18 protein-coding genes are annotated in these 13,861 nt (G+C 64.2%); 14 read left to right on the forward strand and 4 right to left on the reverse strand.

The genetic code is table 11. The annotated features are described in order from the left end of the window. Positions 1-57 precede the first annotated feature (57 nt). The 4 genes from fliG to motA form a co-directional block, all read right to left on the reverse strand. The gene (fliG, locus tag shn_RS01550) at positions 58-1,098 is read right to left on the reverse strand and encodes a flagellar motor switch protein FliG (protein WP_064328867.1); all 1,041 of its coding nucleotides are present in this window, start codon (positions 1,096-1,098) and stop codon (positions 58-60) included. A 30-nt stretch (positions 1,099-1,128) separates the two neighbouring features. Next, positions 1,129-1,719, reverse strand: a complete 591-nt coding sequence (gene fliN / locus shn_RS01555; protein ID WP_064328868.1) for a flagellar motor switch protein FliN — start codon at positions 1,717-1,719, stop codon at positions 1,129-1,131. Between the two features lie 62 nt (positions 1,720-1,781). Beyond that, entirely contained in the window at positions 1,782-2,693 is a 912-nt protein-coding gene (locus shn_RS01560; RefSeq protein WP_084438245.1) for a FliM/FliN family flagellar motor switch protein, read from the reverse strand. 39 nt (positions 2,694-2,732) lie between these two features. Then, positions 2,733-3,605, reverse strand: a complete 873-nt coding sequence (gene motA, locus shn_RS01565; protein ID WP_064328870.1) for a flagellar motor stator protein MotA — start codon at positions 3,603-3,605, stop codon at positions 2,733-2,735. Between the two features lie 172 nt (positions 3,606-3,777). Here motA and shn_RS01570 point away from each other — a divergent pair, with 172 nt between their 5' ends. The 14 genes from shn_RS01570 to fliP all read left to right on the forward strand — a co-directional run bounded on the left by shn_RS01570 (position 3,778) and on the right by fliP (position 13,633). Further along, the gene (locus tag shn_RS01570) at positions 3,778-4,557 is read left to right on the forward strand and encodes a DUF1217 domain-containing protein (protein WP_064328871.1); all 780 of its coding nucleotides are present in this window, start codon (positions 3,778-3,780) and stop codon (positions 4,555-4,557) included. A 1-nt stretch (position 4,558) separates the two neighbouring features. Then, complete coding sequence (flgF, locus tag shn_RS01575; protein WP_064328872.1) at positions 4,559-5,284, forward strand: flagellar basal-body rod protein FlgF; 726 nt, start codon at positions 4,559-4,561, stop codon at positions 5,282-5,284. 6 nt (positions 5,285-5,290) lie between these two features. Further along, positions 5,291-6,697, forward strand: coding sequence for a flagellar protein export ATPase FliI (gene fliI, locus shn_RS01580; protein ID WP_064328873.1), 1,407 nt, complete (start codon positions 5,291-5,293; stop codon positions 6,695-6,697). Continuing rightward, positions 6,694-7,260, forward strand: a complete 567-nt coding sequence (locus shn_RS01585) for a hypothetical protein (RefSeq protein ID WP_064328874.1) — start codon at positions 6,694-6,696, stop codon at positions 7,258-7,260. The genes fliI and shn_RS01585 overlap by 4 nt, the downstream gene beginning before the upstream one ends. Before the next feature lie 288 nt (positions 7,261-7,548). Then, positions 7,549-7,932, forward strand: coding sequence for a flagellar basal body rod protein FlgB (gene flgB, locus shn_RS01590; protein ID WP_064332389.1), 384 nt, complete (start codon positions 7,549-7,551; stop codon positions 7,930-7,932). Between the two features lie 3 nt (positions 7,933-7,935). Beyond that, positions 7,936-8,355, forward strand: a complete 420-nt coding sequence (gene flgC, locus shn_RS01595) for a flagellar basal body rod protein FlgC (RefSeq protein ID WP_064328875.1) — start codon at positions 7,936-7,938, stop codon at positions 8,353-8,355. Beyond that, the gene (locus shn_RS01600) at positions 8,352-8,684 is read left to right on the forward strand and encodes a flagellar hook-basal body complex protein FliE (RefSeq protein WP_064328876.1); all 333 of its coding nucleotides are present in this window, start codon (positions 8,352-8,354) and stop codon (positions 8,682-8,684) included. Before flgC ends, shn_RS01600 begins: the two co-directional genes overlap by 4 nt. Before the next feature lie 9 nt (positions 8,685-8,693). Then, positions 8,694-9,476 carry a flagellar basal-body rod protein FlgG gene (flgG, locus tag shn_RS01605; protein WP_064328877.1) on the forward strand — a complete coding sequence of 261 codons (783 nt, stop codon included), beginning with the start codon at positions 8,694-8,696 and terminating at the stop codon, positions 9,474-9,476. 19 nt (positions 9,477-9,495) lie between these two features. Then, positions 9,496-10,005 (forward strand): flagellar basal body P-ring formation chaperone FlgA, encoded by a 510-nt coding sequence (flgA, locus tag shn_RS01610; RefSeq protein WP_064328878.1) that lies wholly within the window; start codon positions 9,496-9,498, stop codon positions 10,003-10,005. After that, on the forward strand, positions 10,005-11,117 hold the full coding sequence (locus shn_RS01615; RefSeq protein ID WP_084437699.1) for a flagellar basal body P-ring protein FlgI: 1,113 nt from the start codon (positions 10,005-10,007) through the stop codon (positions 11,115-11,117). Before flgA ends, shn_RS01615 begins: the two co-directional genes overlap by 1 nt. Continuing rightward, complete coding sequence (locus shn_RS01620) at positions 11,114-11,662, forward strand: MotE family protein (protein ID WP_064328879.1); 549 nt, start codon at positions 11,114-11,116, stop codon at positions 11,660-11,662. The genes shn_RS01615 and shn_RS01620 overlap by 4 nt, the downstream gene beginning before the upstream one ends. After that, complete coding sequence (flgH, locus tag shn_RS01625; RefSeq protein WP_064328880.1) at positions 11,659-12,372, forward strand: flagellar basal body L-ring protein FlgH; 714 nt, start codon at positions 11,659-11,661, stop codon at positions 12,370-12,372. The genes shn_RS01620 and flgH overlap by 4 nt, the downstream gene beginning before the upstream one ends. A gap of 14 nt (positions 12,373-12,386) precedes the next feature. Further along, entirely contained in the window at positions 12,387-12,890 is a 504-nt protein-coding gene (gene fliL, locus shn_RS01630) for a flagellar basal body-associated protein FliL (RefSeq protein ID WP_064328881.1), read from the forward strand. Further along, entirely contained in the window at positions 12,887-13,633 is a 747-nt protein-coding gene (fliP, locus tag shn_RS01635) for a flagellar type III secretion system pore protein FliP (protein WP_064328882.1), read from the forward strand. Before fliL ends, fliP begins: the two co-directional genes overlap by 4 nt. Positions 13,634-13,861 lie beyond the last annotated feature (228 nt).

A 13,861-nucleotide genomic window follows, 5' to 3' on the forward strand; every position in this document is an offset into this window, starting at 1 on the left:
TCCGGAGATTCGGGCCGCAGATACGCTCCGCCTGTGGCGTTACCGTGTCAAGGAGGATCAGGCCGCCTGGCGCTCCTCTTCCTTTTCCTTCAACTGGATTTGTCCGGCAGCGGCGAGGCGGATGGCTTCCTGCGTGATCGAGCGGCGGGCGATCGCCACTTCGCGCGGGTTGACGCCCTGGTCGCCGGCCGCAAGGTCGGATTCGATCATGCGGCGCTGGCGTGCGCCGATCGAGGAGAGGACCGATTCGCGCAGTTCCATCGAGGCGCCGCGCAGCGCCGCCGTGATGATGTCGCCGGAAACGTCGTTGAACAGCGACACGCGGCTTCTCTGCGGCATGTAGAGCACGTCCTCGAAGAGGAAGATCTTCGGACGGACCTTCTTGACCGATTCGGTCGAGACCGTTTCGAGCGAGGCGAGCATCTCGTCGACCTGCGACTTCTCCAGTTCGTTCATGAGGTCGGCGACCTTGTTCGAACCGATCGAGTTGCGCTCGGCGTCCAGCGCGTTGATCATCTCGATGACGCGTGCCTCGACGATCACGGTGGCCTTCGGGCTCGCATCCTTCAGGTTGACGGTGCGGTTGATGATGTCGGCGCGATGATCGTCCGGGATTTCCAGCAGTACCTTGGCGCCGAAGGCCGAAGGCATCATGGAGAGGATATAGGCGATGGTCTGCGGGTGCTCGTTGAGCAGGAACTTTGCGACGAAGACCGGATCGGCATCCTGCAGGCGGTCCCAGATGGTCGTCTCGTAGGCCTGGAAGGCGGCGCGGCGGCCAAGCAGGCCGTCCACCTCGTCCGGCGTCAGGCCCTCTTCGAGAATGCCTTCCATCATCTTGGCATTGTCCATCAGGCCCGCGCCCTCGGTGAAGAGGTCCTCGAACTCGTTGACGAGATCGATCAGTTCATGCGGCGGGATGGCGCGCAGGTTCTGCGCGGCGGCGATGATCGCCTGGAGCTCGCTCTGGGTGAAATATTTGAGCAGCTTGCCGGCAACACCCTTGCCCATGGCGAGAAGCACGGCTGCCGCCTTCTCGACCTGCGTCAGCGGTGCGCCGACCGCCGTGGAGGTGCCGAAATTTTCGAAATCCATCATGGATCCATCCCCCTGAGACCTCAACCGGTATCAGATCTTGCGTGTACTCTTCACTTCGATGAGCTTGACCCCGAAGCGGGTGTCGTCGTTTTCAAGAACGGTGATTTCGCCGCGGCCGATGACGCGGCCATTGACCATGACCTCGACGGGTTCGCCGATGCGGCGGTCGAGCGCGATCGTGGCGCCCTCGGAAAGGTTCATGAGGCTGGAGACCTGCATCTGCGAGGAACCCAGCACGATCTGCAGATCGATCGGGATGTCCATGATGAGGTCGAGGTTGGACTGCAGCGCGCTGCCCGGCCGTGCCGGCTCGCTCGGCTCGGCGCTAAAATCGCTGCCGCCGAAATCGCTGCCGCCGCTGAAATCCGAACCGCCGAAGCTGGCGCCGGCGTCGAAATCCGGAGTGGTCGCGCCGCCGGCGAAGTCGGAAGAGCCGAAATCGCCACCAAAGGCGGCCAGCGGGTCGTTGTCGACGGTCGCCGGCAGGTCGGCGGAAAAACCGCCGGAGGAATCTTTTTGAAGAACGCCGCGCAGGTCGTCGATCGCCTGCTCCAGTTCCTGGTCGCCCGCATTGAGGGAAGACGTCATGTCGTCAGCGATGGGTGTTTTCTTCGGTGCCATAAGACCACTATTCCATTCGAAACTTGCCCGAGGCGTGCCGCCGGGCAGGCATCATGCCCAAACTATCCGATGAGATGCTGGAGGATGTCTTCCTCCGAGCCGTATGTATCCTTGACGCGAACCGTGTAGCGGGCGCCGGAGCGACCGAATTCGCAGACATAGAGGTTTCGGCCGTTCGCGTTGACCTCCACGCGCACGTCGCCGGCCTCGTTGAACGGGATGATGTCGCCGGCCTGCAGGCGGCTGATCGTGTCGAGCGTCTGCGCTTCCAGGCGGATGCGCGCCTCCAGCGACACCTTGGAGCGGCGGACCTGCTCACCGAGCTGCTCGCTCCACTCGACGCGGGTCTTCGGCGCATTGGCGGGCTTGGGCGCGGCGATGGTCGACTTCAGGAGAACGGCCTGGGGCACGATGACGTGGAAGGTCGAAAGCACCGGGCCGATGCCGACGGCCATGTTGACCATGGCGACGAAGGCCTCGTCCGTGCCGTCGTCGGAGGCCTTGCGGGTCTCCACATTGTGCGCCGGGCCGAGTATCGGCTCGAAGCCGTTCGCGCCCATGACGGCAGTCTTCAGTACGCCGGAAATCCGGTCGAACATCATGGCGGCAAGGTCGAGCTCGATCTTGGAGAGCGGGCGCGGCTCCGGATCGTCGATCGCGTCGCTGACGGCGCCGAGCATGTTCTCGACCAGCGTGATGATCATCGGGCTGTCGCAGATCAGCGTGAAACGATCGCACCAGTCACGCAGCGACGCATCGCAGCAGGCCATGGCGCCGCCGAGGCCTTCGACCAGCGGGCCGTACTTGCCCGTCGCAAAACCTGCATAGGAGACCGCGACCTCGAAGCCGAGTTCGCTTTCCAGCATGTCCGGCAGGAACTCGGCGAAGACGTCGCCGAGGCTGGCGCAGAGCTTGGAGATCGTCGCCTGGTCGCCGAGCCGGCCGGTCAGGCGCGCCAGCACGATCGGGTCCATGGCGGAAGGGGCTTCGGTCACACGTGCTTCCTTCATCTCTTAGGCCGCCTTCGAACCGCCGCCGGGATTCATCATTTCCTGCTCCACCGCGTCGATGGAGGGGCGCTCGTAGGAGGAGATGGTCTTGCGGCCGTATTCCAGCGCGACCTGCGGCACGGAGCCGTTCATGTAGGCGAGCAGCGTCTGCTTGACGATGATGTAGAGGCGGTTCTGCTTCTCGCGCACGACCTTGATGTTGGTGGTGACGGGCGTGACGATCGAATAGGACAGGAACACGCCGAGCAGCGTGCCGACGAGGGCGGCGGCGATCTTGCCGCCGAGGATTTCCGGGCTTTCGTTGATGGCGCCCATGGCCTTGATGACCCCGAGAACGGCCGCGACGATGCCGATGGCCGGGAAGGCGTCGCCCATCGTGTTGAGTGCGTTGTAGGGCTTCATCTTGTCACGCGTGATCGTCTGGATCTCCTCGTCCATCAGCGCCTCGATCTCGTGGCTGCGGGCATTGCCGATGATGATGAGGCGGACGTAGTCGCAGATGAAGGCGGTCAGTTCCTTGTTGGCGAGCACTGTCGGGGCGGACTGGAAGATCGGCGATTCGGCCGGGTTGTCGATATGCGCCTCGATCTCGTTGCGCGACTTGGTGCGCAGGTCCCGCATCAGGCTGTAGAGCACGCCGAGCGTATCGAGGTAGTGGCGTTCCTTCGGAACCTTGTGCTTGAAGGCCTCGCCCAGAGCCTTTCCGGTCTCCTTGATCACCTTCATCGTGTTGGCCACGATGAAGCCGCCGATCCCGGCGCCGCCGATGATCAGGAGTTCGAAGGGCTGGTTCAGCACTTCCAGATGACCACCCATGGCCATATAGCCGCCAAGGACGCAGCCGAAGGTAACGATTAGACCGATAACGATGTTCATGAGCGCAGGTGTCCCGACACAATTCTGACCGTTCCGGAAATACGGTTCCAGCCTTGCGTGAAGCTGTACCTAACGGCAGGTTTACCGATCAGGTTCGCGCAAGCAAAAGCCGCGAGGATTATGGTTCAAAACGGGCATTCATGCCCTCCCGAACCCTGATCGGCGGCCCATCGTGACGACCACCTATACGAGCTACAAGCTGATTACCGCGGACCTCCAGACGTCGCTGAAGCGCGTTTCGGAGCAGCCGGATGTCAAGCGCGAGACGGAATACTATCTCGCCAGGATCGGCAGCGTGAAATCGATCGACGATTTCTTCGCCGATGCCAGGCTCTACAATTACGCGATGAAGGCGCACGGGCTGGAGGACATGGCCTATGCCAAGGCCTTCATGCGCAAGGTGCTGACGGAAGGCGTGGATGACAAGGCGGCCTTCGCCAACCGGCTCTCCGACACGCGCTACAAGGAACTGGCGGAGTCGCTGAACTTCGCAAGGCACGGCGAGCTTGCCACCACCTTCGAGCGCGCCCAGAAGGGCGTCGTCGAAAAATACACCCGCCAGACGCTGGAAATCAGCGCCGGCGAGGACAATACCGGCGTGCGGCTCGCGCTCTATTTCGAGCGCATGGCATCCTCCATCACGTCGGGCTATTCGATCATCGCCGACGACGCGCTGGCGCAGGTCGTGCGCACCGCGCTGCAGCTTCCCGCGGAATTCGCCGCCACCGATATCGACCGGCAGGCGGAATTCTACGAGGACGTGCTCAACCTCGAGGACTTCAAGGACACCTCGAAGATCGGCAAGTTCCTCGAGCGCTTCACTTCGATGTGGGAGCTGGAGAACCCTTCCGGCAGCTACGACCCGATGACCGCCTTCCAGCCGTCGAGCCTCACCGGCATTTCGACGGACCTGCTCATTTCCATCAACAATCTGAAACTCGGAGGTCGCTGACGTGCAGACCGGACTCTATGTATCGCTTTCGTCCCAGCTCGCGCTCGACCGACGCCTGACGACGCTGGCCGACAACGTCGCGAATTCCACGACGGTCGGCTTCCGCGCCACGGAAGTGAAGTTCAATCAGGTCGTCAGCGACCAGAAGGTCGCCGATGTCGCCTTCGTGTCGCAGGGCAACGAGTTTCTCTCCACGCGCAGCGGCGGCATGACCGAGACCGGCGGCACGCTCGACTTCGCCATCAAGGGCGACGCCTGGTTCCAGGTGCAGACGCCCTCCGGCCCGACGCTGACGCGCGACGGCCGCTTCACGGTGACCGATGCCGGCGAGCTCGTCACCCTCAACGGCTATGCGGTGCTCGATGCCGGCGGCGGGCCGATCCAGCTCGATCTCGCCAACGGGCCGATCCTGCTCAGCGCCGACGGCCAGCTCAACCAGAACGGCCAGCCCATCGCCGCGCTCGGCCTGTTCCAGGCGGACCTTTCCGGCGGCTTCGTGCGCGCCGGCAACAGCGGCATCATCACCAGTATCCCGCCGGAACCGGTCGTCGATCGCATCGATGCCGGCGTGGTGCAGGGCTATATCGAGGAATCCAACGTCAACGCCATCGGCGAGATGACGCAGTTGATCCAGGTCACGCGCGCCTTCGAGAGCATCGCCTCGCTGATGCGCGACTCTGAGGAATCGCTGAAGGAAGCCATCCGCACCTTCGGCGGAAACCGGTAAGCGCCCATGAGTTCGGCACAGGGCGGCACGAGCAGCGAAACGGGCAGGGCAGGCGGCAAGCTGAATGCGCTGGCTGGTCTCGTCAAACGGTACTCCTCCCCGGAATTCTCCGTGGCGCATGGCGGTCATGTTCAGACCATCGCGGCCGGGAACTATACGGTCAGCGGCTTGTCGCGCCATGTGCGGCTCGGCGAGTTCGTCGCCCATCGCAGCCCGACCGGCATCCATCTCGGCGAGGTCGTCCGCGTCGAGCCGGATACGGTCGTCGTCTGCCCGATCGAGCCGGGCGAGCCGATCGGTATCCACGACGTGGTGATCCGCAAGGGCGCCTTCCGCGTCGCGCCGACATCGGCCTGGTGCGGCCGCACGATCAACGCGCTGGGCGAGCCGATCGACGGGCTCGGCCCGCTCGTGCAGGGCGGCGTGCGCCGCTCGATCTCCAATTCCGCCCCGCCCTCGATGACGCGCAAGCGCGTCGAGACCGGCTTCGGCACTGGCGTGCGGGCGATCGACATCTTCGCCCCGCTCTGCCTCGGCCAGCGCCTCGGCATCTTCGCCGGTTCCGGTGTCGGCAAGTCCACGCTGCTCTCGATGCTGGCGCGGGCCGATGCCTTCGACAAGGTGGTCATCGCGCTGGTCGGCGAACGCGGCCGTGAAGTGCGCGAATTCATCGAGGACACGCTCGGCGACAACCTCGCCAAGTCGGTCGCCGTCGTCGCCACCAGCGACGAAAGCCCGATGCTGCGCAAGATGGCGCCGCTGACCGCCGTGACGATCGCCGAGCACTATCGCGACCAGGGCGACAACGTGCTCCTGATCATCGACAGCGTGACGCGCTTCGCCCATGCCATCCGCGAGGTAGCGACCGCCTCCGGCGAGCCGCCGATCGCCCGCGGCTACCCGGCATCCGTCTTCACGGAGCTGCCGCGCCTCCTGGAGCGCGCCGGGCCGGGTGCGGAAGGCGCGGGCACGATCACGGCGATCATCTCGATCCTCGTCGACGGCGACAACCACAACGATCCGATCGCCGACTCGACGCGCGGTATCCTCGACGGCCACATCGTGCTGGAACGCAGCCTTGCCGAAGAGGGGCGCTATCCGCCGATCAACCCGCTCGCCTCGATCTCGCGTCTTGCCCGCAAGGCCTGGACGCCGGACCAGGAACGGCTGGTGGCGCGGCTGAAGGCGCTGATCCATCGCTTCGAGGAAACGCGGGACCTGCGCCTCATCGGCGGCTATCGCCCCGGCGCCGATCCCGACCTCGACATGGCGATCAAGCAGGTGCCGATCATCTATGAGGTTCTGAAACAGACGCCGGGCGAACCGCCCGCGGGCGATGCATTCTCCGATCTTGCCATGGCGCTGAAGAATGCGGCCGGGCAGGGCGGTGCGCCGGCAACGAGAAGGGGATGACAGTGACGGATTTCGACGCGGACCAGGTCATTCAGCCGATGAAGCGCGCGGAAAAGGGGCGTTATTCGACGGGTGACAAGCTTCTGGTGGGCACGGGCGTGCTGCTCGCCGCCATGGCGGCCTTCTTCCCCTGGTATGTCTTCCTGAACCCGGAAAAATTCTCCGTGCCGGCCCTCTGGGAGGGCACGACCCGCGATCTGCCGGAGACGGCGGCGAAGGAGGTGATGAGCGTCTCGCCCGCCGCCATGGTGGACAATGACAACGATCCGGGGCTGGAAAGCCTCGACCCCGTTTCGACCGCCACAGCGCCCAGCGTCGGTGAGAAGGACAAGACGCTCGGCACGCCGGTCGAAACCGGTCTCGACCAGCCGCTGCCGGCCTCGTCCGGCTTCCGGCTGATGCATGTGGCCAACGGCCGGGCGCTGATCGAGGATGCCAGCGGCATGTATATCGTGCGCGTCGGCTCGATCCTGCCCGACAACAGCCGCCTTGCGACCCTCGAACAGCGCGACGGCGCCTGGGTCATCGTCACGTCGAACGGCGACATTATCAAGCGCAACTGACGAAGATCCCGAAGGCAAGGCAATCGCCTATGGCCTTGCCCCTTACCCTAGCCCGCAAAACAGTCATTGGTTGGGGAAACCGGCGCGGCCTATCCCCTTCTCCCCGCTTGCGGGGAGAAGGTGGCCGGCAGGCCGGATGAGGGGCACGTCGTGCGGCAGGCGGAGAATGCTTCCGCTTCCCACACTTATTCCCCCGCAATTTCAGCCGGTTGCAAACAAACCGCCGCGCAGCAAGTCTGACGCAAGATTGGCTCCGTAGGTTCGCCGTGAACAAGGATGGAGCTTGTCATGCAACCGATACAACTGTTTGAACTGGCCTCGAAACAAGCCGAATGGCTATCCGTCCGCCAGAGTGTGGTTGCAGGCAATATCGCCAACGCCAACACCCCCGGGTTCAAGGCGAAGGACGTCACCCCCTTTCAGGCGGTGCTCGAAACGACGGGCATCCGTATGGCGGCGACGCAGCCCGGCCATTTCACCGACGCAAGCGAAATGGCCAGCCGCGTCGTCGAGACCAAGCCCTCCGACGAGATCGGCGTGCAGGAGTCCGGCAACACCGTCGGCCTTGCCGAGGAACTCATGAAGCAGGGCCAGGTCAAGCGTGAGTTCGATATGAATGCCGGCCTCGTCAAGGCCTTTCATCGCATGATGCTGATGACAGTCAGAAGGTAAAAAATGGATCCGCTCGTAGCTTCAATGAAAGTCGCGGCCTCGGGACTTGAGGCGCAATCCACCCGTATCCGCATCGTCTCGGAAAACCTGGCGAACGCCCGTTCGACCGGCGACGTCCCCGGTGCCGATCCCTTCCGCCGCAAGACGGTGACCTTCGCGGCCGAGCTGGACCGGGCGTCCGGCGCCTCGCTCGTCGAGGTCCAGCGCCTCGGCTTCGACGAGGGCGCGTTCTCGACGGAATACGACCCCGGCAACCCGGCGGCCAACGCCGAGGGCATCGTCAAGATGCCGAACGTCAACATGCTGGTGGAAATGGCCGACATGCGGGAAGCCAACCGCTCCTATGAAGCCAACCTGCAGAGCATCAAGCAGTCGCGCGACCTGATCAGCGCGACCATCGACCTCCTGAGGGCCTCGCAATGATCGAAAGCGTAAAGGGCGTCAATTCGCTCTTCTCCACCAACGCCCTCTCGGGCGTCACCAGCGAGACCTCCGGCTCCGTTTCCGCCGCCGCGGCGCAGGGAACGGGAACCCAGATGAGTTTCGCCCAGGTGATGGGCGACATGGCGACGGACATGGTGGACCGGCTGAAGCTCAGCGAGACCAAGTCCTTCGAAGCCATCCAGGGCAAGGCCTCGACTCGCGAAGTGGTCGACGCCGTCATGAATGCCGAGCAGACGCTGCAGACCGCCATCGCCATCCGCGACAAGGTCGTCACCGCCTATCTCGAAGTCGCAAGAATGCAGATCTGAGGACCGGACATGAAAGCCCTAGCCATCGCCGCCACCGGCATGAACGCGCAGCAGACCAACCTTGAAGTCATCGCGAACAACATCGCGAACATCAACACCACCGGCTTCAAGCGCGCCCGCGCCGAATTCTCCGACCTCCTCTACCAGACCGAGCGCGCTGCCGGCGTGCCGAACCGCGCCAACCAGGCGGTCGTGCCGGAAGGCGCGATCATCGGCCTCGGCGTGAAGACGGCCGCCATCCGCAACCTGCATCTCCAGGGCGGCCTGACGAGCACCGGCAATTCCTTCGACCTCGCGCTGATCGGCCGCGGCTGGTTCCAGATCGAGGCGGCGGACGGCTCCACGCTCTACACCCGCGCCGGCGCCTTCAACACGAACGCCGAAGGCCAGCTCGTGACCCTCGACGGCTACACCGTCGTGCCCGGCATCAACGTGCCGCAGGATGCGACGGAGATCACGGTCAGCAAGTCCGGCCAGGTCTATGCCACCGTCGCCGGTGAGCAGCAGGAACTCGGCCAGATCACGCTGGCGAACTTCGTCAACGAGGCGGGCCTGGAACCGCTCGGCGAGAACCTCTTCCGCGAAACCGCAGCCTCCGGGCCGGCCAATGTCGGTGCACCGGACGAGGCGGGCTTCGCCTATATCCAGCAGAACTACCTCGAAGCCTCCAACGTCGATCCGGTCAAGGAAATCACCGACCTGATCTCGGCCCAGCGCGCTTATGAGATGAATTCCAAGATCATCCAGGCCGCGGACGAGATGGCGGCCGTGGTCAGCAAGAACCTGAGATAGCAACCAACACGCGGGGAACATGATGTTTCGCCTGAAAGCAGCTCTTCGGAGTGGAAAGACCCTGCCAGCCCGGTGGCGCGCGATCCTTCTCGCGCCTGCCGCGCTCGTCGGTCTTCTCGTGGCCGACGCGGCTCTGGCCAATGGGCGCACCGCCGTCGTGCCCAAGCGCATCATCTATCCCGGCGAGGAGATCCAGGCGGGCCAGCTCGAAGTGGTCGAGGTGACCAACCCGAACATCGTCAAGGGATTTGCCGAAAGCATTTCCGATGTCAGCGGGCTCATTACCAAGCGCACATTGCTGCCCGGCCGCGTCATCCTCGTCTCGGCCCTGCGCGAGCCCTTCGTCGTGAACCGCGGCTCGACCGTGCAGATGGTCTTCGACAACGGTTCGCTCGTCATCCGCGCCAACGGCACGCCCCTGCAGGACGCTGCCGTCGGCGAACTCATCCGGATCCGCAACAAGGATTCGGGCGTGATCGTCTCCGGCACGGTCATGGCCGACGGAACCGTGCATGTGGTGGCGAAATGATGCGTGATCTCTTCTCCCGCGCCCTTGCCGTTCTCGCCTGCCTCATGCTGGCGGCCGGACCGGCGCTGCCGGCGGCCCGCATCAAGGATGTCGCCTCGTTGCAGGCCGGCCGCGACAACCAGTTGATCGGCTACGGCCTCGTCGTCGGCCTCCAGGGCACGGGGGACAGCATGCGTTCCTCGCCTTTCACCGAACAGTCCATGCGGGCGATGCTGCAGAACCTCGGCATCTCCATGGTGGGCACCCAGACGCGCGCCAAGAACATCGCGGCCGTGCTCGTCACCGCCAACCTGCCACCCTTCGCAAGCCCCGGCAGCCGCATCGACGTGACCGTCGGTTCGCTCGGCGATGCCTCGTCGCTGCGCGGCGGCACGCTCGTCATGACCTCGCTTTCGGGCGCCGATGGCCAGATCTATGCGGTTGCGCAGGGCTCGATCGTCGTCACCGGCATCAGCGCCAGCGGCGAGGCCGCCACGGTGCAGCAGGGCGTCACCACGGCCGGCCGGGTGCCGAACGGCGCGATCATCGAGCGCGAACTGCCCTCGCGCTTCAAGGACAGTTCCGATCTCGTGCTGCAGCTGCGCAATCCCGATTTCTCCACCTCCGTCGGCATGGCGGATGCGATCAACCGCTATGCGGCCGCGCAGTACGGATCGCCGATCGCCGAATCGCGCGATTCGCAGTCGGTCTACGTTTCCAAGCCGAAGATGGCGGATCTTTCCCGCCTGATGGCCGATATAGAGAACCTCGTCATCGAGACCGATGCGCCTGCGCGCGTCGTCGTCAACGAGCGCACGGGAACGATCGTCATCGGCCAGGACGTGCGCATCTCGCCCGTCGCCGTGAGTTACGGCACGCTCACCGTGCAGATCAACGAAATGCCGAAGGTCGTGCAGCCCGAGCCCTTTTCCAGGGGCGAGACGGCGGTGGAGCCGAACACGGACATCCTCGTCCAGCAGGATGGTGGCACGGTCGCCCTGCTCGACGGCTCGAGCCTGCGCTCGCTGGTCACCGGTCTCAACAGCATCGGCGTCAAGCCGGATGGCATCATCTCCATCCTGCAGAGCATCAAGACCGCAGGCGCCCTCCAGGCAGAACTGGTGCTGCAATGACCGATGTCACGACCCTTACCGCCTTGAAGACGCTGGCGCGCAAGCTCGCGCTGCCGATGGCCGGCTTCGTGCTCATGGCCATTCCCGGCGCCTTCGCCGAGGAACGCCCCGTCATCATGACGACCAAGGCGACCGCTGACGAGATCCGCGAATTCTGCACCAACATCGCGGACGCGGCGCGCGACCAGCGCTACCTGCTCCAGAAGCAGGAACTGGAAAACCTCCAGAAGGACATCGACGCGCGCATCAAAACGCTGGAAACCCGCCGCGCCGAATATGAGGACTGGCTCAACCGTCGCAACAACTTCCTCAAGACGGCCGAGGCCGGGCTCGTCGAGATCTATCGCAAGATGAAGCCCGATGCGGCTGCCGCCCAGCTTGCCGAGATCAATCCGGAGATCGCCTCGGCGATCGTCATGAAGCTGCCGCCGCGCCAGTCGAGCACCATCCTGGCCGAAATGCCGGCCGACAAGGCCGCGTTGCTCACCCGTCTCATCGCCATTGCAGGCGATCCGAATACGTCAAAGGCAAAGGACCCGTCATGATGAAGAAGATCGCCTCCGCACTCGCCGTGGCGCTCACGCTTTCGAGTTGCACGAGCCAGGCCCTCGACGAAATCGGCCGCGCGCCCTCGATGAGCCCGATCGGCAGCGGCCTCAACTATGCCGAAACGCCGCAGATGGCCATGTACCCCAAGCAGCCGCGCACGGCGGTTGCCGGCTATTCGATCTGGAGCGACCAGCAGTCGGCGCTCTTCAAGGATTCGCGCGCCTTCAAGGTGGGCGACATCCTCACCGTCAAGATCCGCGTCAACGACCGGGCAAGCTTCGACAACAAGACCGATCGCTCGCGCACCAACAAGAGCGGCATGAATTTCGGCTTCGGCGGCTCGGGCAACAATTTCAAGGTCGATACGGAAGCCGACCTCAACTACGGCTCCTCGACCAGCACCAAGGGCGACGGCTCGACGGAGCGCTCGGAAAAGCTGAACCTGCTCGTCGCCGCCGTGGTGACGGGCGTCATCGAGAACGGCAATCTCCTGATCAGCGGCTCGCAGGAAGTGCGCGTCAACCACGAGCTTCGCATCCTCAACGTCGCCGGCATCGTGCGCCCGCAGGATGTCGACGCCGACAACCAGATCGCCTATGAGCGCATCGCGGAAGCCCGCATCTCCTATGGCGGCCGCGGCCGCCTGACCGAGGTGCAGCAGCCGCCATGGGGCCAGCAGGCCGTCGACCTGCTCTCGCCGATCTGAAGGGAAGCACCACCATGGCGGACGAAGAACCGGTCGTCGAGAAGAAGAAGCCGACGCTGATCCTCACCATCGCGGCCATCGCCGTGCTGACGCTGCTGGCGGGCGGCGGCGGCTGGCTGGTGGGCAACATGCTCGCCCCCCCGCCGGCGGAAGAGGCGAAGGCGGGGGCCGAGGGTGGCCATGGCGGCGCGGAAGGCGAGGCGGCCGAGGTCGTGCCGCATATCTCCACCGAGGCGAACGGCGTCGTCCTGCTCGATCCGATCACCAGCAACCTTGCCTATCCCTCGGACAACCGCATCCGCCTCGAAGTCGCGCTGATGTTCAAGGGCGTGCCCGACGTCACGCTCGCCGAGGAGATCCACCAGGACATCCTCGCCTATATGCGCACCGTCTCCCTGCAGCAGGTGCAGGGACCGCGCGGGTTCCAATATCTCCGGGAAGACCTGCAGGAGCGGGTTGACCTCAGGTCCGAAGGGCGCGTAACCAACGTCATGTTCCGGACCTTTGTGATCGAATGATTCGAGCCCTTCTGACCTTCGTCGCCATGATGGCGATGACCGGTATGGCCTACGCCCAGCAGCAGTTGCAGCTGCCGGGCGATTTGCTGAATGCGCAGGTCGACGGGTCGGTCGCCTCCTGGATCATCCGCACCTTCGGGCTGCTCACCGTGCTGTCGGTGGCCCCCGGCATCCTCATCATGGTGACGAGCTTTCCGCGCTTCGTCATCGCCTTCTCGATCCTTCGTTCCGGCATGGGCCTCGCCACGACGCCCTCGAACATGATCCTCGTCTCGCTCGCGCTGTTCATGACCTTCTACGTCATGGCGCCGACCTTCGACCGGGCCTGGCAGAACGGCGTCGAGCCGCTGATCGCCAACCAGATCGACGAGACGGAAGCGGCCAGGCGCATCGCCGAACCCTTCCGCGAGTTCATGGTCGCCAATACCCGCGACAAGGATCTCGAACTCTTCATCTCGCTGGCGGAAGAACGCGGCCAGACGGTGGTGGAGAACAATGTCGCGGACCTGCGCGTCGTCATCCCGGCCTTCATGATCTCGGAAATCCGCCGCGGCTTCGAGATCGGCTTCCTCGTCGTCCTGCCCTTCCTCGTCATCGACATGATCGTCGCCACCATCACCATGGCCATGGGCATGATGATGCTGCCGCCGACCTCGATCTCGCTGCCCTTCAAGATCCTGTTCTTCGTGCTCATCGACGGCTGGAACCTGCTCGTCGGCAGCCTTGTCCGCTCCTTCAGCTAGCGTATTCCGCCAGTAAAGCGACGCAGCTCCTCCGGTATTGCGCAGACGCTCCGGACTTTCTTAACCATAAAATTTTACCAGCGGTTAACCATACTTGGCGACCGCTCGAAAGCCCCTTGTCGATTTAAGGAGTTGGCAAGGATTGGCTGCGAGTTTTGCTTGGACACGACGGGTTTGGTATCCCTTCAGATCCCTGGAGAAACCGAGTTGGCATGATGCCGAACCGCC

The organism is Shinella sp. HZN7 (assembly GCF_001652565.1).
Classification (GTDB): domain Bacteria; phylum Pseudomonadota; class Alphaproteobacteria; order Rhizobiales; family Rhizobiaceae; genus Shinella; species Shinella granuli.